The 20,610-nt window shown below is 70.2% G+C and carries 16 protein-coding genes; 13 read left to right on the top strand and 3 right to left on the bottom strand.

Annotated elements, in window-relative coordinates; translation table 11 throughout:
- Positions 1-50 precede the first annotated feature (50 nt).
- Positions 51-1,721: a 2-isopropylmalate synthase gene (locus tag RWN05_RS00250; protein ID WP_314138578.1), complete on the bottom strand. Its 1,671-nt coding sequence runs from the start codon at positions 1,719-1,721 to the stop codon at positions 51-53.
- A 138-nt stretch (positions 1,722-1,859) separates the two neighbouring features.
- Here RWN05_RS00250 and RWN05_RS00255 point away from each other — a divergent pair, with 138 nt between their 5' ends.
- The 12 genes from RWN05_RS00255 (at position 1,860) to RWN05_RS00310 (ending at position 14,770) form a co-directional block, all read left to right on the top strand.
- Positions 1,860-2,537 carry an FCD domain-containing protein gene (locus tag RWN05_RS00255; protein ID WP_314137760.1) on the top strand — a complete coding sequence of 226 codons (678 nt, stop codon included), beginning with the start codon at positions 1,860-1,862 and terminating at the stop codon, positions 2,535-2,537.
- A 134-nt stretch (positions 2,538-2,671) separates the two neighbouring features.
- Positions 2,672-3,622 (top strand): manganese catalase family protein, encoded by a 951-nt coding sequence (locus RWN05_RS00260; protein ID WP_314137761.1) that lies wholly within the window; start codon positions 2,672-2,674, stop codon positions 3,620-3,622.
- Between the two features lie 103 nt (positions 3,623-3,725).
- Positions 3,726-4,550, top strand: coding sequence for a polyphosphate kinase 2 (gene ppk2 / locus RWN05_RS00265; RefSeq protein ID WP_121291291.1), 825 nt, complete (start codon positions 3,726-3,728; stop codon positions 4,548-4,550).
- A gap of 262 nt (positions 4,551-4,812) precedes the next feature.
- A complete protein-coding gene (gene kdpF / locus RWN05_RS00270; protein ID WP_056009336.1) occupies positions 4,813-4,902 on the top strand; it encodes a K(+)-transporting ATPase subunit F in 90 nt (29 codons plus the stop codon).
- Positions 4,902-6,575 (top strand): potassium-transporting ATPase subunit KdpA, encoded by a 1,674-nt coding sequence (kdpA, locus tag RWN05_RS00275; protein ID WP_079001075.1) that lies wholly within the window; start codon positions 4,902-4,904, stop codon positions 6,573-6,575. Before kdpF ends, kdpA begins: the two co-directional genes overlap by 1 nt.
- Before the next feature lie 94 nt (positions 6,576-6,669).
- Positions 6,670-8,835, top strand: coding sequence for a potassium-transporting ATPase subunit KdpB (gene kdpB, locus RWN05_RS00280; RefSeq protein ID WP_314137765.1), 2,166 nt, complete (start codon positions 6,670-6,672; stop codon positions 8,833-8,835).
- 33 nt (positions 8,836-8,868) lie between these two features.
- Positions 8,869-9,477 (top strand): potassium-transporting ATPase subunit KdpC, encoded by a 609-nt coding sequence (gene kdpC / locus RWN05_RS00285; RefSeq protein WP_071261704.1) that lies wholly within the window; start codon positions 8,869-8,871, stop codon positions 9,475-9,477.
- Positions 9,478-9,480: 3 nt separating this feature from the next.
- Positions 9,481-11,976 (top strand): DUF4118 domain-containing protein, encoded by a 2,496-nt coding sequence (locus RWN05_RS00290; RefSeq protein WP_071261702.1) that lies wholly within the window; start codon positions 9,481-9,483, stop codon positions 11,974-11,976.
- Positions 11,973-12,659: a response regulator gene (locus RWN05_RS00295; protein ID WP_071261701.1), complete on the top strand. Its 687-nt coding sequence runs from the start codon at positions 11,973-11,975 to the stop codon at positions 12,657-12,659. The genes RWN05_RS00290 and RWN05_RS00295 overlap by 4 nt, the downstream gene beginning before the upstream one ends.
- 154 nt (positions 12,660-12,813) lie before the next feature.
- On the top strand, positions 12,814-13,266 hold the full coding sequence (locus RWN05_RS00300) for an SRPBCC family protein (protein WP_071261699.1): 453 nt from the start codon (positions 12,814-12,816) through the stop codon (positions 13,264-13,266).
- The gene (locus RWN05_RS00305; RefSeq protein WP_153303361.1) at positions 13,256-13,396 is read left to right on the top strand and encodes a hypothetical protein; all 141 of its coding nucleotides are present in this window, start codon (positions 13,256-13,258) and stop codon (positions 13,394-13,396) included. Before RWN05_RS00300 ends, RWN05_RS00305 begins: the two co-directional genes overlap by 11 nt.
- Before the next feature lie 138 nt (positions 13,397-13,534).
- A complete protein-coding gene (locus RWN05_RS00310; RefSeq protein WP_314137768.1) occupies positions 13,535-14,770 on the top strand; it encodes an MFS transporter in 1,236 nt (411 codons plus the stop codon).
- A gap of 55 nt (positions 14,771-14,825) precedes the next feature.
- Here the strand turns inward: RWN05_RS00310 and RWN05_RS00315 are convergent, their stop codons facing one another.
- Positions 14,826-16,280, bottom strand: a complete 1,455-nt coding sequence (locus RWN05_RS00315) for a threonine/serine exporter ThrE family protein (protein ID WP_082915996.1) — start codon at positions 16,278-16,280, stop codon at positions 14,826-14,828.
- A gap of 146 nt (positions 16,281-16,426) precedes the next feature.
- Here RWN05_RS00315 and RWN05_RS00320 point away from each other — a divergent pair, with 146 nt between their 5' ends.
- Complete coding sequence (locus RWN05_RS00320) at positions 16,427-17,848, top strand: HNH endonuclease signature motif containing protein (protein ID WP_071261696.1); 1,422 nt, start codon at positions 16,427-16,429, stop codon at positions 17,846-17,848.
- 18 nt (positions 17,849-17,866) lie between these two features.
- On the opposite strand, the gene RWN05_RS00325 is transcribed toward RWN05_RS00320, so the two are convergent.
- The gene (locus tag RWN05_RS00325) at positions 17,867-20,554 is read right to left on the bottom strand and encodes an alpha-L-rhamnosidase (RefSeq protein WP_079001062.1); all 2,688 of its coding nucleotides are present in this window, start codon (positions 20,552-20,554) and stop codon (positions 17,867-17,869) included.
- Positions 20,555-20,610 lie beyond the last annotated feature (56 nt).

Here is a 20,610-nt window from a genome sequence, read left to right on the forward strand (position 1 = left end):
TGATCCAGATCCCCTCGACGCCCTCAGCCTCCCAGCGTAGGGCAGGGTGCCTACCGGCTCGCGGCGTTGACGACGGCGCGGACCGATGCCTCGAGAACGGAGCGATGCCGACCCGCTGCCCACACCGTCTCCGCTCCGCGGCGGACCTCGAGCAGGGTCAAGGCTTCGGCGCCGCTTCCGGCGCTGAGCGAGGTCTGATGCAGGGAGACGACCTCGACGTGGACACCGTGGTCGGCGAGGAGACGGGTCGCCGCCTCGACCGGACCGATGCCGACGAAGGTGGCCGCCTGGCGGTCCCCGTCGATCCGGAGACCGATCGTCGCCCGCGAGCTCTCGCCGGTCGTCGTCACATCGACCTCGAGCAGCTCGACCCGAGACGGCGTCACCGACAGGTAGCTGCGCTCGAACGCCGCGAGCAGCGCCTCGGCGTCCAGCTCGCGACCGGTCTCGTCCGCCTGCTGCTGGACGCGTCGTGAGAAGTCCACCTGGAGACGACGGGGCATCTCGATGCCGTAGTCGCGTTCGAGTAGGTAGGCGATGCCACCCTTGCCCGACTGCGAGTTCACCCGGATGACCGCCTCGTAGCTCCGGCCGAGGTCCGCCGGGTCGACCGGCAGGTAGGGCACCCGCCACGGGAGGTCCTCTGGACGACTGCCGGTGGCCTCGGCCCGTGCCCGGTGTTCAGCGAAGCCCTTCTTGATCGCATCCTGATGCGTCCCCGAGAACGCGGTGTGGACGAGCTCGCCGACGTACGGGTGACGCGGGTGGATCTCGATGCGGTTGCTGTGCTCGACGACCCGACGGATGTGGTCGATGTCCGAGAAGTCGATCATCGGGTCGACGCCCTGCGCGTGCAGGTTGAGCGCGAGGGTCGCGAGGTCGACGTTGCCGGTCCGCTCGCCGTTGCCGAAGATGCACCCTTCCACGCGTTGGGCGCCCGCGAGCACCGCGAGCTCAGCACACGCGATCCCCGTGCCGCGGTCGTTGTGCGGGTGGACCGACAGGATGACGGCGTCGCGGCGGTCGAGGTTCCGGTGCATGTACTCGATCTGGTCCGCGTAGACGTTCGGGCTCGCCGCTTCGACGGTCGCGGGCAGGTTGAGGATCACCGGGCGGTCCGGCGAGGCGTCCCACAGTGTCGTCATGGCGTCGCAGAGTTCGAGGGCGTAGTCCGGCTCCGTCAGGTTGAAGACCTCCGGCGAGAACTCGAACCGCACCCCGTCGAGGTCACCGGCGAACTCGAGGACGCCTGAGCCGCCGGCGAGGATGAGCGCGCGGAGCGAGTCGCGGTCGTGTCCGAGGACGACCTCCCGCCAGAGCGGCGCCGTCGCGGTGTACAGGTGGATGACGACCGGGTTCCGGATCCCACGGATCGACTCGACGGTGCGCTCGATCAGATCGCGACGGGCGGGCGTGAAGACGACGATCGTGACGTCCTCGGGAGCGATGTCGGTCTCGGCGATCAGGCGGACGAAGTCGTAGTCGGTCTGCGAGGCGGACGGGTAGCCGACCTCGATCTCCTTGTAGCCCATCGTGACCATCAGCTCGAAGAATGCCCGCTTCCGCTCGGGGTCCATGGGTTCGGCGAGCGCCTGGTTCCCGTCTCGCAGGTCCACCGGCACCCAGAGCGGCGCCTCGGTCAGTCGTCTCGACGGCCAGGTGCGGTCGAGGAGGGGGACGTCCACCCGCGAGTACAGGTCCTGGTAGCGATGGGACGGCATCTGCGAGCGGCGCTGGCGATTCCAGCTCGGCGCGGAGGGCGGGACGGGGCCGGCAGGGGTGGAGAGTCGGGAGTCTGCGGAGATCACGCGGCAACGCTAACACAACTTGTCAGACAAGCTGAGGACTATGATCGAGCCATGGACACCGTGCACCGCGAATCACTCTCCGACCAGGTCGCGCGCTTGCTCCTGCAGCGCATCCAGGCCGGCGAGTGGGAGATCGGCCAGAAGCTGCCCGGGGAGACGACCCTGGCACCGCAGCTCGGCGTCGGTCGGTCGACGATGCGCGAGGCGATCCGTCAGCTGGCCGGCCAGGGAGTGCTGTCGACCCGGCAGGGATCGGGGAACTTCCTCCAGGCGCGCTCGCCGGTGCAGGACTGGGATGCGCTCATCCTGCGGACCGCGATCGGGTCGGTCATCGAGGCGCGCATCGCCATCGAGTGCGAGGCGGCGGCCCTCGCCGCACAACGCCACACGGCGTCCGACCTGGCCGCCATCCGCGGGGCGCTGGCCCATCGGAACGCCGATCGCGTGACCATCGAGGGGCGGGTCGACGCCGACACGGCGCTTCATCGCAGCATCGTCGCCGCGAGCGGGAACGAGATCTTGACCGAACTGTTCGACACCTTCGCCGAGCGCAGCCGTGAGGCGATGATCCAGATGCTCCGCCTCAGCGGCGAGCCGGGGACGGACCACGACCAGTTCGTCCACGAGGAGATCGTGCAGGCGGTCGCGGATCGCGATGCCACCGCGGCGTTCGACCGCAGCCGCGCCCACCTCGTCGCCCTCCGCGACGGCATCGTGCCCTCGGACTGATCACAGCGCGCGCGTGACTATACGCCTGTCGGCACCCGGATGACACACCCCACGGGAATCGGTCGGCAGGCGCAGGCTGGGCGCGAGTGCCCGGGCCGAACGGCGACGGGGAACTCCGATCAGAGGGGAACACCATGTACTTCCACGTGCAGCGGTTCATCAACGAGATCGCCGAAGACGAGCCGGACCCCGCAGCGGCTGCGGCGCTGCAGGAGGGACTCGGCGGGCAGTTCGGCGAGATGCGCACCATGATGCAGTACCTCTTCCAGGCGATGAACTTCCGCGGCCCGAGCGGCAAGCCCTACCGCGACCTCATCCAGGGCATCGGCACGGAGGAGATCAGCCACGTCGAACTCATCGGCACCACGATCTCCCGCCTCCTCGACGGTTCGCCCGCCTATCAGGGCAAGCAGTCCGACCCGGTGGACCAGCCCGGGGCGGGCGGCGCGACACCGCTGTCGATCGCCCTCTCGGAGGTCAACACGCACCATTACCTCGTGGCCGCGCAGGGTGCCATGCCGGTGGACGCAGCCGGCAACCCGTGGAACGGGAGCTGGGTCTACAACTCCGGCAACCTCGTCCTCGACCTGCTGTACAACCTCATGCTCGAGTCGACCGGTCGCCTGCAGAAGTGCCGACTGTACGAGATGACGTCGAACAAGACGGCCCGTTCGACGATCGCCTACCTGATCGTCCGCGATCAGGCGCACGAGAACGCCTACGCGAAGGCGCTCGAGACCCTCGGTGTCAATTGGAAGAACTCCCTGCCGATCCCGAAGACCAACGCCGAACAATTCCCTGAGGTCAAGCTGCTGGTGGACCAGGGGCTGCAGAGCAAGCAGTTCTCCTTCGACCTCGCCGGACAGTCCGAGGCCGGCCGAATCTTCCAGGGCATGTCGCCGTCCAACGACGGCACCGAACTGGACGCGAGCGAGCAGGCTCCGGAGGGCGTGCCCTCGACGATCGCGCCAGAGCGGTTCGAGGAGTTCTCCCCCGGGGTCGACAAGGACCTCTTGGCGCTTATCCAGGCGACGGCGGAGATGGAGCTCGCCGACATCGATGCGACGTTCGGGCCGCTGAAATAGCGACCAACGGTGCCCGCTCCGCCGGGGCGGGCACCGAGCACTGCACCACCGCGCCGGTCAGGCGTCGAACCAGTCCTCGCGGGGACGGGCGGGAACACACAGCATGTCGAAGACTCCGAACCGGACCAAGCCGCCCAAACGCATCCGGAAGGACCGCTACGAAGCGGAGCTGGAACGGCTGCAGATCGAACTGGTCGCGATGCAGCGCTGGGTGATCGAGACCGGCGCGCGAGTCGTCGTGGTCTTCGAGGGCCGCGACGCCGCGGGTAAGGGCGGCGCGATCAAGCGCATCGTCCAATATCTGAACCCGCGTTCGGCGCGGGTCGCCGCGCTGCCGACCCCTGGTGAGCAGGAGCGCGGCCAATGGTACTTCCAGCGGTACATCCAGCACCTGCCGACCGCGGGCGAGATCGTGCTGTTCGACCGCTCCTGGTACAACCGTGCCGGCGTCGAGCGGGTGATGGACTACTGCACTCCGGAGCAGTACCGGCGGTTCCTCCGCCAGACTCCCGTGTTCGAGCGCATGCTCGTCGAGGACGGCATCATCCTCGTCAAGTACTGGTTCTCGGTCTCCGACGAGGTCCAGGAGCAACGGTTCCGCTCGCGCCTCGACGACCCGATGCGCCGCTGGAAGCTGTCCGACACGGACCTCCAGTCGATCACCCGCTGGGAGGACTACTCGCGCGCCAAGGACGAGATGTTCGAGGCCACGGACCACGCGGACGCACCCTGGTGGACGATCGAGAGCGACGACAAGCGGGCGTCCCGGTTGAACGCGATCTCGCACCTGCTCTCTCAGATCCCCTACGAGCAGCGCGCCCCCGAGCCGATCGACATCCCCGAGCGGCCGGGCGCCGACGGGTACGACCGACCCGCGCGCGAACGGTACCGGTACGTGCCGGATCACGCCCACACGCTCGGGAGCTGAGCAGGAGGGTAGGACGGCGGCCTGAGGAGGAGCACCCCGTAGGGAGGTCGTGAGGATCCACGCGGAAGGCGTATGGAAACCGTGAGGACCGCCGTCGGAGGTCGCTGACGGGTGTTGGCTCTGAGCTGTCCCGAACGGGACACCGCACCACGCACCCGCACCACGCACCCACTGGAGTCCTCTTGCTCGACCTCGTCTACGTGCTCGGCGTCATCGCCGTGTTCGCTCTGGTCGGCCTCGTCGCCCGGGGAGTGGAGAGACTGTGATCGTCTTCGAACTCCTCGCCGCCGTCCTGGCCGTCGCCGCCGTCGTGTACCTCGTGTACGCGCTCGTGAAACCCGAGAGGTTCTGATGCAGACCCTCTTCGCGATCCTGCAGGTCTCGACCCTCGTCCTGGTCCTCGTGCTGCTCTACCGTCCACTCGGCGAGTACCTCGCCCGCGTGTACACCTCCGGCAAGGACTTCGCCGTCGAGCGCGGCTTCTACCGCGTGATCGGTGTCGACGCCCGCTCCGAGCAGACCTGGCAGGCCTACCTCCGCGGGGTGCTCGCCTTCTCGCTCGTCGGCGTCCTCCTCGTCTACGCCCTCCAGCGTGCGCAGGCCGTCCTCCCCTTCGCACTCGGCCTCCCCGCCGTCCCCGAGGGACTGTCGTTCAACACGGCCGCGTCGTTCGTCGCCAACACCAACTGGCAGTCGTACTCCCCCGAAGTCACGATGGGCTACACCGTGCAGCTCACGGGCCTCGCGGTGCAGAACTTCGTCTCCGCCGCCGTCGGCATCGCCGTCGCCATCGCCCTCGTCCGCGGGTTCGCGAGTCGCCGCAGCGGCACCATCGGCAACTTCTGGGTCGACCTCACCCGTGGCACCCTCCGCGTGCTGCTGCCGCTCTCCGTCGTCATGGCAGTCGTGCTGATCGCGGGCGGGACCATCCAGAACCTCAACGGCTTCACCGACGTCACGACCATCACGGGCGCGACGCAGACCATCCCCGGCGGACCGGTCGCCTCGCAGGAGGCCATCAAGCTCCTCGGCACGAACGGCGGCGGGTTCTTCAACGCGAACTCCGCGCACCCCTTCGAGAACCCGACCGCGTGGACGAGCCTCGTCCAGAACATCCTCATGCTCGCGATCCCGTTCTCGCTGCCGCGCACCTTCGGCCGCATGGTCGGCGACCACAAGCAGGGCTACACGATCCTCGCGGTCATGGGCGTCATCTTCCTCGCCTCGTTCTCGATCCTCACGGCGCTCGAAGCCCGCGGCCTCGGAGCGGCACCGATGGCCGCCGGCGGCGCGATGGAGGGCAAGGAGCAGCGTTTCGGCGTCTTCGCCTCGACGTTGTTCGGCTCGACCTCGACACTCACCTCGACGGGTGCCGTCAACTCGATGCACGACTCCTACACGGCCCTCGGCGGCATGATGCCGATGATCAACATGATGCTCGGCGAGATCGCCCCCGGCGGCGTCGGCTCAGGCCTGTACGGCATGCTCGTGCTCGCCGTCATCGCCGTCTTCATCGGTGGGCTGCTCGTCGGCCGGACACCGGAATACCTCGGCAAGAAGATCGGCCCACGGGAGATCAAGCTCGCGAGCCTGTACATCCTCGTGACGCCGACCCTCGTACTCGCCGGCACCGCACTGAGCTTCGCCATCCCCGGCGTCCGTTCGGATGTGGAGACGACGTCGATCTGGAACCCGGGCCTCCACGGCCTGTCCGAGGTCCTCTACGCCTTCACCTCCGCGTCGAACAACAACGGTTCCGCGTTCGCCGGTCTCACGGCGAACACCCCGTGGTTCAACACGGCACTCGGTGTCGCGATGCTCCTCGGCCGCTTCGTCCCGATCGTGCTCGTCCTCGCGCTCGCCGGTTCGCTGGCCGCGCAGGACCGGGTGCCGTCGACCGCCGGAACGCTCCCGACCAACCGGCCGCAGTTCGTCGGCCTCCTCACCGGTGTCGCCGTGATCATCACCGCACTCACGTACTTCCCCGTACTCGCGCTGGGTCCTCTGGCGGAAGGGCTGTCATGAGCCACGTCCACGACGCACACGCCGTGATCATCACCGCACCCACCTCCTTCCCCGTACTCGCGCCAGGCCCCCTGGCGGAAGGGCTGTCATAACCATGTCCACCACGCACACGCTTCCCGCCCAGGCGGAACCCGAGCAGGAGCAGGACCACCACCACGAGCCCGCGAAGGCCGCCTTCGGTCCAGCACAGCTGCTCGCCGCGACCCCGGGCGCCTTCCGCAAACTCGACCCGCGGCTCATGGTCAAGAACCCGGTCATGTTCATCGTCGAGGTCGGGGCGGCACTGACGACCGTCCTCGCGATCGCCGAACCGTTCCTCGGTGGTGCGCAGGAGTCAGGCGGGTCGGCCGTGCCGGCGTCGTTCACCTGGGGCATCGCGATCTGGCTGTGGCTCACGGTCGTCTTCGCCAACCTCGCGGAGTCCGTGGCAGAGGGCCGCGGCAAGGCGCAGGCCGACAGCCTCCGCAAGACGCGCACCTCGACCATGGCGAACCAGGTCACGGCCTACGACGCCTCGGCTGATCCGTCCGCGGAGCACGCCGCCATCGGCCAGGTCTCCTCGGCGGACCTCACCCTCGGCGACGTCGTCGTGGTGACCGCCGGCGAGCTCGTCCCGGGTGACGGCGACATCGTCTGGGGCATCGCCTCGGTCGACGAATCGGCGATCACTGGCGAGTCGGCCCCGGTCGTCCGCGAGTCCGGTGGCGACCGCAGTGCCGTCACGGGCGGCACCCGCGTGCTGTCCGACCGCATCGTCGTCCGCATCACCTCGAAGCCCGGCGAGACCTTCGTCGACCGCATGATCGGCCTCGTCGAGGGTGCGGCGCGGCAGAAGACGCCGAACGAGATCGCGCTCAACATCCTGCTCGCGAGCCTGTCGATCGTGTTCGTGGTCGTCGCGCTCACGCTCAACCCGATCGCCTCCTATGCGGCGGCTCCCGTCAGCGTCCCGGTCCTCATCGCCCTGCTCGTCTGCCTCATCCCGACGACCATCGGCGCCCTGCTCTCGGCCATCGGCATCGCCGGTATGGACCGACTCGTGCAGCGCAACGTGCTCGCGATGTCCGGCCGTGCGGTCGAGGCCGCCGGCGACGTCACGACCCTGCTGCTCGACAAGACCGGCACCATCACCTACGGCAACCGGCAGGCGGTCGAGTTCATCGCCCTCCGCGGCGTCACGCCGGAAGAGCTCGCGCAGGCCGCAGCCCGGTCCTCGCTCAGCGACCCGACGCCCGAGGGCAAGTCGATCGTCGACCTCGCGGCCGAGCGTGGCATCCACCTGGACGGGTCCGGCGCTGGCGAGATCGTCCCGTTCACCGCGCAGACCCGCATGAGCGGCCTCGACCAGCCGGACGGCGCACAGATCCGCAAGGGTGCCGGCTCAGCCGTACTGGCCTGGGTGGAGTCGTTCGGATCCCTCGCCGAGGCGACCCGCGCCGAGCTCCAGGAGCACGTCGAGGCGGTGTCCGCCGGCGGCGGCACCCCGCTCGTCGTCGCACAGACCGACACCACCGGCACCGCGCGGGTGCTCGGCGTCGTCCGCCTGAAGGACGTCGTGAAGGCCGGCATCGCGGAGCGGTTCGCCGAGCTGCGCGCCATGGGCATCCGCACGGTCATGATCACGGGTGACAACCCGCTCACCGCCAAGGCGATCGCCGCCGAGGCCGGAGTCGACGACTTCCTGGCCGAGGCGACGCCCGAGCAGAAGCTCGAGCTCATCCGCAAGGAGCAGGAGGGCGGCAACCTCGTCGCGATGACCGGTGACGGGACGAACGACGCTCCGGCGCTCGCGCAGGCCGACGTCGGTGTCGCGATGAACACGGGCACCTCCGCTGCGAAGGAGGCCGGCAACATGGTCGACCTCGACTCCGACCCGACGAAGCTCATCGACATCGTCCGGATCGGCAAGCAGCTGCTCATCACGCGAGGTGCGCTCACGACGTTCTCGATCGCGAACGACGTCGCCAAGTACTTCGCGATCATCCCGGCCATGTTCGCCGGGGTGTTCCCGGGGCTCGCTCTGCTCAACATCATGCAGCTGCACTCCCCCGCGTCGGCGATCCTCTCGGCGATCATCTTCAACGCGATCATCATCGTGATCCTGATCCCGCTGGCCCTCCGCGGCGTGAAGTACCGACCGCTCAGCGCCTCGAAGGTCCTCAGCCGGAACCTGTTGATCTACGGGCTCGGTGGCGTGATCGCGCCGTTCATCGGCATCAAGCTCATCGACCTCGTCGTCACCCTGATCCCCGGCTTCTAGCCCCACCCAGCACACGAAAGCAGACAGATCATCATGAGTGCCTCCCGCAGCGGCATCGCCCAGTACTGGGTCGCCATCAGGGCCATGCTCGCCCTCACCGTCGTCCTCGGCGTCGGCTACCCCCTCATCGTCACCGGCATCGGGCAGGCGACGATGTCCTGGCAGGCGAACGGATCCGCCGTCACCGAGGGTGGCGAGACGGTCGGCTCGGCGCTCATCGGGCAGTCGTTCACCGACGCCGACGGCGAACCGCTGCCGCAGTGGTTCCAGTCGCGTCCGTCGGCGGCCGGCGACGGCTACGACGGTGGCGCGTCGAGCGGCAGCAACCTCGGGCCGGAGAACACCGACCTCGTCGCATCGATCGAGGAGCGCCGCGCTGCCATCGCCGCCTTCGAGGACGTCGATCCGTCGAGCATCCCCGCCGACGCGCTGACGGCCTCCGCGTCCGGCCTCGACCCGCACATCAGCCCGGCCTACGCGCTGCTGCAGGTTCCCCGCGTCGCCGCCGAGCGCGGCCTCGACGAGGGTGAGGTCCGTGCCCTCGTCGAGCGCCTGACGCAGGGTCCCGACCTCGGCTACCTTGGGGAGTCCACGGTCAACGTCCTGCAGCTCAACCTCGCCGTGGCCCGACTGAACGGATAACCCATGCAGCGCGGACGACTCCGGGTGCTCCTCGGCGCGGCCCCCGGCGTCGGTAAGACCTACGCGATGCTCGAGGAGGGTCACCGTCTCGCCGCGGAGGGCGTCGACGTGGTCGTCGCGGTCGTCGAGACCCACGGCCGGGCCGCGACCGCCGCCCTGACGGAGGGGCTCGAGACCTTGCCGCGTCGGGGCGTCGAGCACCGGGGCGTGACGCTCGACGAGATGGACCTCGAGGCCGTCCTCGCGCGCCGCCCCGGACTCGCGCTCGTCGACGAACTGGCCCACACGAACGCCCCCGGCTCCACGAACGACAAGCGCTGGCAGGACGTCGAGGCCCTGCTCGCCGCCGGTGTCTCCGTGCTCTCGACGGTGAACATCCAGCACATCGAGTCGCTCAACGACGTCGTCCGGCAGATCACCGGGGTGCCGCAGCGGGAGACGATCCCCGACGCCGTGCTCCGGGCGGCCGACCAGATCGAACTCATCGACCTCGCTCCACAGGCCCTCCGCGACCGCCTCGCCGGCGGCCGGGTCTACCCGGCCGAGCGGATCGACGCCGCCCTGTCCAACTACTTCCGTCTCGGCAACCTCACGGCACTGCGCGAGCTGGCGCTGCTGTGGCTGGCCGACGAGGTCGATTCCGCCCTCCGCGACTACCGCGCCGAACACGGCATCGACAGCACCTGGGAGGCGCGTGAGCGGGTCGTCGTGGCCCTCACCGGCGGACCGGAGGGCGAGACCCTGCTCCGGCGCGGCGCCCGGATCGCAGCCCGCTCCTCCGGCGGTGAGCTCATCGCCGTGCATGTGACGACGCAGGACGGCCTCCGCACCGCGAACCCCGGCGCACTCGCGCAGCAGCGAGCGCTCGTCGACACCCTCGGCGGCACCTTCCACCAGGTCGTCGGCGACGACGTCCCCCGTGCGCTCGTGGACTTCGCGAAAGCGGCGAACGCGACGCAGCTCGTCATCGGCGTCAGCCGGCGCAGTCGCCTGTCCGCCGCGGTCACGGGGCCCGGCATCGGCAACACGGTCATCCGTGAGTCGGGCAACATCGACGTCCACATCGTCAACCACGAGGCGGCGGGCGGCCGGTTCCGACTGCCGAAGCTCGGCGGCGCCCTGAGCGCACGGCGCCACATCGCGGGCTTCGCGCTCGCGCTCATCGGCGGGCCGCTCGTCACCTGGCTCCTCCACCTCGCCCGCACCGAGGAGTCGATCACGAGCGAGGTGCTGTCGTACCAGCTGCTCGTCGTGCTCGTCGCGCTCGTGGGCGGGTTCTGGCCGGCGGTGTTCGCGGCCGTCCTGTCCGGGGTCACGCTCGACTTCGTCTTCGTCCAACCGCTCTACACCGTGACCATCGACGATCCGGCGCACCTCGTGGCGCTCGTGCTCTACGTCGTCATCGCGGTGATCGTGAGCGGGGTCGTCGACCTCTCGGCCCGGCGGGCTCGCACGGCCAGGCGCGCGGCCGCGGAGTCCGAGCTGCTCGCGACGGTCGCGGGCAGCGTGCTCCGCGGCGAGGGTGCCCTGCAGGCACTCGTCAGCCGGACCCGTGAGTCCTTCTCGCTCGCCGGGGTGCGCCTCGTCGCGGGTGAGCAGGTCCTCGCGGTCGACGGCGAACCGACCCGCGGAGGCGACTTCACGAGCATCCCGATCGGCACCCGTGCGGTGCTCGAACTGCACGGCGGGGTGCTCGCCGCCTCCGACCGCCGCCTGCTCGCCGTCATCGCAGCGCAGCTCGACGCCTCGCTCGAGCACACCGATCTACGCGCCACCGCCCAGGAGGTCGGCCCGCTGGCCGCGACCGACCGGGTGCGGAGCGCGCTGCTCTCGGCGGTCAGTCACGACCTCCGGCGCCCCCTCGCCGCCGCGACCGCCGCCGTCACCGGACTGCGCGCGACCGACGTCGAGCTCACCACGGCGGACCGCCGCGACCTCCTCGAGACCGCGGACGACAGCCTGCGCACGCTCGCGTCCCTCGTCACCAACCTGCTCGACGTCAGTCGCCTCCAGGCCGGTGTCCTCGCCGTGACCGTCGCACCGATCGACGTCGAGGACGCGATCCTGCCGGCCTTCGACGAACTCGGCATCGGCCCGCACGACGCCGAGCTCGATCTCGCACCGGACCTGCCACCTGTCCTCGCGGACGCCGGCCTCCTCCAGCGCGTCATCGTGAACCTCCTGACGAACGCGCAGCGTTTCAGTCCCGACGACACCCCCGTCCGGATCGCGACGAGCGGGTTCCGCGACGCCGTCGAGATCCGCATCGTGGATCACGGCCCTGGCATCGCACCCGACCGGCGGGAGGACGTGTTCGTCCCGTTCCAGCGGCTCGGCGACACCGACAACCTCACCGGTCTCGGCCTGGGACTCGCGCTGTCGAAGGGCTTCGTCGAGGGGATGGGTGGCACACTCGAACCGGAGGACACGCCGGGTGGGGGTCTCACCATGGTGGTGTCGCTGCCGGCGGCACGTGACCAGGAGGGGAGCGCTCGATGAAGATCCTCATCGCCGACGACGACCCGCAGATCCTCCGGGCCCTGCGCATCACGCTCACCGCCCGCGGCTACGAGATCATCACGGCCGAGGACGGCACCGCTGCGCTCAACGCCGCGACGACGCACCGGCCCGACCTGTACCTGCTCGACCTCGGCATGCCCGGGCTCGACGGGCGGCAGGTGATCGAGGGCCTCCGCGGCTGGACCGACGCGCCGATCCTCGTGGTGTCCGGTCGTGCCGGCTCGACGGACAAGGTCGAGGCGCTCGACGCCGGAGCCGACGACTACGTGACGAAGCCGTTCGCGATCGACGAACTGCTCGCCAGGGTCCGAGCGCTCACCCGACGGGTCCCCGGTGCCGAGGCGGAACCCACCGTGCGGTTCGGCGACATCATGGTCGACCTCGCCGCGAAGCAGGTCACCAGGCAGACCGCTGGTGCGACCCCGGTCACCGTCCGCCTGACGCCGACGGAGTGGCAGGTGCTCGAGCTGCTCATCCGGAACGCCGGCAAGCTCGTGACCCGACAGATGCTGCTCACGGAGATCTGGGGTCCGACGCACGTGACCGACACCGGCTACCTGCGCCTCTACATCGCGCAGCTGCGGAAGAAGCTCGAGCCGGAGCCGGCAACCCCCCGCCATCTGCTCACCGAGGCCGGTATGGGGTACCGCTTCCAACTCTGAGCGAGGGCACGCGTCGCGACGGGCAGGGTAACAGGTTGCAGCGCCTGTGGCCATGCCCCCGGAATCGCAGCTTGCACGCGTACCGTCGCAGTCGCGTCCGGGCTTTCCGGACGAGACCCGTGCAGGTACCGCAGCACCAGAGAGGATGGCGCCCATGACGCAGATCATCGAAACCATCGACGTGGACGTTCCCGTCTCCGTCGCCTACAACCAGTGGACCCGCTTCGAGGACTTCCCGAAGTTCCTCGACGAGGTCGAGTCGATCACGCAGGTCACCGACACCCTCACCGAGTGGACGGTGAGCGTCGCCGGCCAGACCCGCACCTTCGAAGCGGAGATCACCGAGCAGCACCCGGACGAGCGCGTCGCCTGGAACAGCACGGGCGGCGAGGCGGACCACGCCGGCGTCGTCACCTTCCACCGCCTGGAGGACGCCAAGACGCGCGTCACCGTGCAGCTGGACTGGGAGCCCAAGGGCCTCCTCGAGCACCTCGGTTCCGCCGTCGGTGTGGCCGGACATGCGGTGAAGAAGGACCTCGGCAACTTCAAGCAGCTCGTCGAGACCGAAGGTCAGACCGGGCAGGGATGGCGTGGCGATGTCGAATAACGGACCCGAGTCGGACGCGCAGCGCGCACACGACGACGACATCGAGCAGGCCGTGACGAAGCCCGAGGAGGTCGATCCCGAGACGGGGACCGACGCCGAGGGCGATCCCGTCGAGAACCCCTCGGGCTGATCCTTCCTCGTCGGCCCGTCCGAGGGGAGCACCGCCCCGAGACGGGGACCGACCCCGAAGGCGATCCCGTCGAGAACCCCTCGGGCTGATCCTCTGATTCCTGCCAGCCGGCAGTTCCACCGCCTCTAGGCTCGGAGCATGAGTGCTCGCGCCGGTCAGGCGAACCCCCGCCCCGCGCTGTCCGCCCCTCTTCGGCGGCGGCGCGGGGCGATCTTCGTCTTCATGCTCACCGTCGGGGTGGGCCTGTCGTCGTTCATCGTCCGCACGCCCGCGGTCCGCGACCTCGTGCACGCGAGCACCGCCGAGATGGGACTCATCCTCTTCGGGATCTCCGTCGGGTCGATGACGGGCATCCTGTCCTCCGCGGCCCTCGTCCGTCGGTTCGGTGCGCGTCGCCCGATCGTCATCGGCGGGGCCGCGTTCGTCATCGGGCTCGCACTGCTCGCCCTCATGGCGGGTGCCGGGCAGGGCGTCGGCGTCTTCATCGGTCTGATCGGCATCGGCCTGGGCTTCGGCCTCGCCGAGATCGCGATCAACATCGAGGGGGCGATGATCGAGCAGCTGTCCGGACGGTCCATCCTGCCCGTGCTCCACGGCTGCTACAGCCTCGGGTCCGTCATCGGCTCGGTGGCCGGCATCGCGCTCACGGCGATCGCCTTCCCGGTGACGATCCATCTGCTGATCGTCGCAGCCGTCGCGCTGGCGGCGCTGCTCTGGGCGATCCCGAAGATCCCGGCCGAAACCGGACGACAGGCGGACACGGGTGTCGGCTCCCCCGGCATCCGCGCGCAGCTCGCGGTGTGGCGACAGCAGCGCGTGATCTTCCTCGGACTCATCGTGCTCGCCCTCGCGCTGGCGGAGGGCGCCGCCGGCGACTGGTTGCCGCTGATCATGGTCGACGGACACGGAACCACGGCGGCCGTCGGTTCGATCGTCTTCGCCGGGTTCGCGCTCGCCATGACGATCGGTCGCTTCGCCGGCGAACCGCTCCTCGCCCGCTTCGGCAAGGCCAACGTGCTGCGGGTGAGCGCGCTGGTGTCGGCGGTCGGGATCGCGCTCGTCGTCTTCTCCGACAGTGTGCTCGTCGCTGGGCTCGCGGTCCTGCTCTGGGGGCTCGGAGCGGCCCTCGGCTTCCCCGTGACCCTTTCCGCGGCGGGTGAGAGCGACGATCCGACGACGACCGTCGGCGCCGTCGCTTCGGCCGGCTATGTCGCGTTCCTCGTCGGGCCGCCGCTGCTCGGGTTCCTCGGGGAGCATTTCGGTCTGCGCGGCGCGATGATCGTCGTGCTCGCCGTCGTCGTCCTGGCGTCGTTCCTGACGTCCGCGGCGAAGCCCCAGGCCCGGCAGCGGACGGCCGCGCCGACCGGTCCCTGAGCCGAACCCCGGTCCCTGAGCCGCGTCAACCAGTCCCTGGGTGACATCGCCCCGCTCAGCGCGGGTGGCGCTTGGAGCGCCGGATGTACCCGGGCAACAGCACGCGGCCGGAGACACCCGAGCGGCGAGCGAGGATCTCGCCGAAGGTGACGCCCGCGGCGAGCGCGAGGCCGGTGAGCCCCGCCTGCAGGAGCTGCTCGAAGCCCTCAGAGCCCTGCTCGCCGTTCACGAGGGCGAGCATGCCGCGGTAGATCGCGAGCCCGGGCAGCAGTGGGACGATCCCACAGATCGTCAGGATGATCGCCGGGATCCGCAGCCGCGGGCCGAGCGCCTCCGCAGCGAACCCGATCACGAGTGCGGCGAGCGCACTGGCCGCCGCCGGGGCGACGCCGCTGCCGGAGACGAACACGAACACCGAGAACGCGATGGCGCCGGTCACGCCCGCGAAGAACGCCGCGCGGAGGGCCGCGTACGAGGCCATCGCCCAGGCTGCCGAGGCGACGGCCGCTCCGACGATCTGCACGGCGACCGGCCAGGGGCTCACGGGGAGGTCGAAGAGGACGAGCGAGATGCCGAGTCGTCGGGCGAGGTCGAGCACCCCACCGATACCGACGACGATCCCGATGGTGAGGAGCATCACCTCGACGAGGCGTCCGCTTGCGGTGACGGGGAACCCGTTGATCGCGTCGTCGGCCGCCCCGACGAGCGAAGCGCCGGCGAGGAGGACGACGATGCCGGACGCCACGATGAGGGCTGGGGGCAGCGCGGAGAGGTCCGCCGGGACGTAGGGGCTGAGGATGGAGATGAGGACGGCGACCGTCGTGGCGATGGCCGCTCCGGTGAGTTGGAGGAAGAAGACGGGCAGCTTCCAGACGTTCAGGGCCCGGAACGCGCTGTCGATGAGTGCCGTGGTGGCTGCGGCGAGCAGCATCGAGACCACACCGCCGCCGAGGAGGACGGCGACGGCCGCGGCCATGGTCGACAGCAGCACGGTGATGAAGCCGCGACGGTAGGTGCGACGGGCGGTGAGGATGCGGTCGAGGTCGCGATGGGCGGTGCCGAGGCGGGCGTGCAGTTCGTCGAGCACCTCCGCCTCCTCATCGCGGGCGACGTCGGTGACGGTCATGATCGGCTCGGAGCGACGGGTGATCCCCTCGGCGACCACGACGACCTTCGCGAGCCGGTCGAAGTCGGCTGCGGGCGAACGCACGACGCGCAGCACCGTGACCCCAGGTGACCGCTCGGACCCGTCGTGCGCGATGAGGATGGAGGTGAAGGTGAGGTCGACCTGGCATTCGAGGTCGAACGCGCGGCAGACCCGACGGATGGCGTCGGTGACCTCGGCCGCTGCGGCCCCGAGCGCGAGCATCGACTCACCGATCCGGCCTGCCAATTCGAGCACCTCGCGCACGGGCCGTTCGGCGTTGAGGCGGACGACCGCCTGCTCGTCGACACCCTCCGGCGCCGCTCCTCGGACTCCCCCGGCCAGCTGACTCAGCAGCGAACGCATACCCACCCGCTCATCGTACGAGCCACCGGTGACGGCGGGCTCGCCCTGGTGTTCGGCGGTCGGCTGTGCGAGGCGATGGGCGGGTCAGAGCGGCCCGGATCCTCGTGATCATCTCGAATGTCAGTGGTCCATGTTGGACTGGAGTCATGACCGAGACCGCCACGTTCGAGGGCCCCGAGGTGCACGAGCGCTCGGGGTATCCGGAGCACCCGGAACACCCGAGCGATGTGTTCGCCGCTCGGATGGCGTCGTTCACCGACCGCTTCGTCGACCTCGCCCGGCGCCGCGCGGCGCTCGACGCCGAGGAGGCGCAGCTGCTGGCCGAGGCCTTCTCCTACGCCGATGCGACCGCGTCAGCGCTCGTCTCCGCGAGCACCACCTCGACCGACGCCCGCGACCTCGCGAGGCGGTCGATGTGCGCGTCGCTCGCGATCGCCACGAGGATGTCCGAGCCGACGCTCCAGGCGCGGGTCGGCGACGCCGAGGCGCTCGTCCACCACGCACCCGTCGTGCTCGAGGCGCTCGCGCAGGGTTCCATCAGCGGCGGTCACGCCCGCGCGATCACCGACCAACTCCGCGACGTCCCGGCGGAGGGCCGCGCGGTGTTCCTGGAGCAGGTGCTGCCCGTCGCCCTCCGATCGACGACCGCACGCCTCCGGCAGCGCGCGAGGGTCGTACGGGAACGACTGCACCCCGAATCGATCACCGCCCGGCGCACGCGCTCGATCACCGAGCGCCGTGTCGAGCTCGAGGCTGCGGCCGACGGCATGGCCTGGCTGCACCTGTTCACCACCGCCCCGCTGGCGCACGCGATCAGGAACCGCCTCGACGCCGTCGCGGTCCCGGCGCGGATCGCCGGCGACACCCGCACGCTCGCTCAGCTGCGTGCCGACGCCCTCGCGTCGCTCGCCGTCGCCGGAACGGTGCACGACGACGTCGGTCCCATCCCGGTCGACCCGGAGACGACCGGGACGTTCACGTGGCTCCCCGGTTCCGCGCCGCTCGACGACGCCGCCAGGATCGTCGAAGAGGCGGTCGCCGCCCGGGCCGACCCCCTACTCGCCGAGCCCGTCGGCATCGAGGCCCGCATCCGGGCCACCGTCCAGATGACCGTCCCGGCCCTGTCCACCCTCGGCATCACCGACGAACCCGGCGTGCTCGACGGCTACGGCCCGATCGACCCCGACACCGCCGCCCGACTCGCCGTCACGGCCCCCTCCATGACCCGCATCCTCACCCAACCGGAAACGGGAGCCGTCGTGTCCGTCGGGCGCGAGCAGTACCGGGTACCGGCAGACCTGGCGCGCGCCGTCCGCCTGCGAGACACCACGTGTCGGGCACCGGGCTGCGGACGGGCCGCCCGGAGCTGCGACCTCGACCACTCGATCGCCTGGCAGGACGGCGGCACGACAGCTGTCGACAATCTGGCCTGTCTCTGTCGACATCATCACCGGCTGAAACACCTGCCGGGTTGGAACCTCGAGCACCACCCCGGCGGCATCCTCACCTGGACCACACCCGACGGCCGACGACACGAGACGAGACCCGAGCTCGCCGAGACCGGGTGAGCCTGGGCGACCCCGGGCTCAGTCGGTGACGACCGGCACCACGAACCGGTGCTCACCGTGCGCGACCACCTGCTCCTCCGCACCGGGGAGGGCGATCTCAGCGGTGACGCCGACGGGCACGACCACGGCGACCTCCAACGTCTCACCGGCGACCCGCCAGGACACACTGATGCGACCGTAGGGCGACTCATGCGCGACCGCCGCCGACGTCAGCCGCGGATCGGGTCGAGGCGCGATCCGCACCCGACGGTACCCCGGCGCGACACTCGTGAGCCCACCGATGGTTCGGTGCATCCAGTCGGCGACGGCCCCGAGGGCGTAGTGGTTGAACGACGTCATCCCGCCGGGGTTCACGGTCCCGTCCGGACGGAGGCTGTCCCAGCGCTCCCAGATCGTCGTGCCGCCCTGCTTCACCGTGTACAACCACGACGGGCACTCGTCCTCGAACAACAGGTCGTAGGCGGTCGACAGGTGGCCGCTGTCGGTCAACGCGTCCGTGATGAGCGGTGTCCCCGCGAAGCCGGTCGCGATGCGGTTGCCGGCCGCGGCGACGAGCTCGGCGAGCCGACGACCCGCCCAGCCCCGCTGCTCCGGAGTCGGGAACAGTCCGAACTCCAGTGCCAACGAGTACGCCGTCTGCGCATCGCTCGTCAGCTCGCCCGAGTCGAGCACGTACTCCGCGGCGAAGGCGTCCCGGACCGCTGCCGCGAGCCGCCCGTAGTGCTCGGCGTCAGCCGTCAGTCCGAGTTCGGCCGCCGTCTCTCCCAGTCGCTTCGCCGACCACGCGAAGTACGCGGTCGCGACGAGGTAGCGGTCGGTCGCGGCATCGGCTGGATCGTTCGGGGGTGCAGCCGGGTCGAGCCAGTCGCCGAGCTGGAAGCCCGTGTTCCACAGATGGCCGGGCCCTGCGAGACGGTCGACGAGGTCCACCCACCGCTTCGCGCTCTCGTACTGCGTCGCGAGCACCCCACGGTCTCCGAACCGTTCGAACAGGGTCCACGGCGTCAGGACGGCGACGTCGCCCCACACCGCGCCCGGCCGGATCGGCGTCCACTCACTGCCACCGGGGATGACCGGGACGTACCAGGGGATGGTCCCGTCGTCGAGCTGCTCCGCCTCCACGTCCCGCAGCCACCCGCCCAGGAACCCCGCGCAGTCATAGAGGAACGACGCCGTCGGGGCGAACACCTGGATGTCTCCGGTCCAGCCGAGTCGCTCGTCGCGCTGCGGGCAATCGGTCGGTAGGCCGACGAAGTTGCCACGCATCCCCCAGACCACGTTCTCGTGCAACCGGTCGAGCAGCGGGTCGGACGATTCGAACCACCCCGTGCGCTCCATGTCGCTGTGGTAGACGAGCGCCTCGACGTCCGACGGATCGAACGCGCCCGGCCATCCCGTGATCTCGGCGTACCGGAATCCGTGGAACGTGAAGCGCGGCTCCCAGACCTCGACGTGATCCGGGCCATCGGTGCCATCGGCGGCATCGGCGTCGGATGCCGGACCACGCAGCGTGTACCGGTCGGTCGCGAGGGCACCACGCAGCGGACGGGTGTAGATCTCGCCGTCCTGCATGACCTCCGCATGGCGGAGCTGCACGGTCGTCCCGCGCGCTCCGGAGACCCGGATGCGGAGGCGACCAACGAGGTTCTGCCCGAAGTCGAGCACCGTGGCGCCCGAGGGCGAGGTGGTCACCTCCACCGGCAAGACGATCTGCGTGTTCCGGACCGGCGGCCCCTGCGGCGCCACCAGTGTCCCGGTGTCGCGCGACCCGACGGCGACGGGAGAGAAGCCCTCACCGTCGAACCCCGGAAGCGACCACCCGGCCACCTCCTCACGCGCGTCGTAGTGCTCGCCGAAGTAGAGGTTGCTGCGGAGGATCGGCCCGAACCCGGCCGTCCAGTCGGCGTCGGTGGCGATCGTCGTGCACGTGCCGTCGGCGTGCGTCACCTCGAGCTGCGCGATGAGCGACAGGTCGGCCCCGTACAGGTTGGGATACCCGCCGTGGAAGCCGATGCGGCCGCGGTACCAGCCGTCACCGAGCCAGGCCCCGATCGCGTTCCCACCCGCCCGCAGCGCGTCGAGGACGTCGTAGGTGCGGTACGTGAGGCGCTCGCCGTAGACGGTCCAGTCCGGCGCCAGGGCGTCCGCCCCGATACGGCTCCCGTTGATCTCGACCTCGGCGAGCCCGTGGGCGGTCACATAGAGGCGGGCGGAGACGACGTCGTCCGGCAGCGAGAACTCCCGACGGACGAGTGACGGTCGCCGTTCGGCCTCCGGGTCCTCCTCCCACGCGCCGCCCACCGGCGCCGCCGACCAGTCGGACGGCTCCAGCAGGCCGGCCTCAACGGTCGCCGACTCGCTCCACGCCGACCACGCACCGTCACGATCCTGGACCCGGATCCGCACCACGGCCGCCTCACGCGACGCGAGCGGTTCGAACGGCCAGTCGACGAGCACCTGCTCGGAGGACACGACCGGCTCCGCCTCCCTGCGGCTGCCGGCGCGCACCGCCTCGACCTGGTACGCGGACGGTTCGAAGCCGGACGGAGCGGTGAGCTTCCAGGACAACCGCGGCGAGGCGACGCCGATGCCGAGCGGCTCACGGAGGTGCTCGAAACGTGGCGCGGTCACGGTGACCTGCTCGGCGGCGGCAGCAGGAGGCCGACCGGCCTGGTCGGCGGTGGTGGCGGTGATGGAGGTGGTCATGGCGAGACATAGCCTTTCTCCCGGTCGGAACGGACCCGGGTGAGCGGAGTGGTGGG

It is taken from the genome of uncultured Plantibacter sp. (assembly GCF_963518075.1).
GTDB classification, from domain to species: Bacteria; Actinomycetota; Actinomycetes; order Actinomycetales; family Microbacteriaceae; genus Plantibacter; species Plantibacter flavus_A.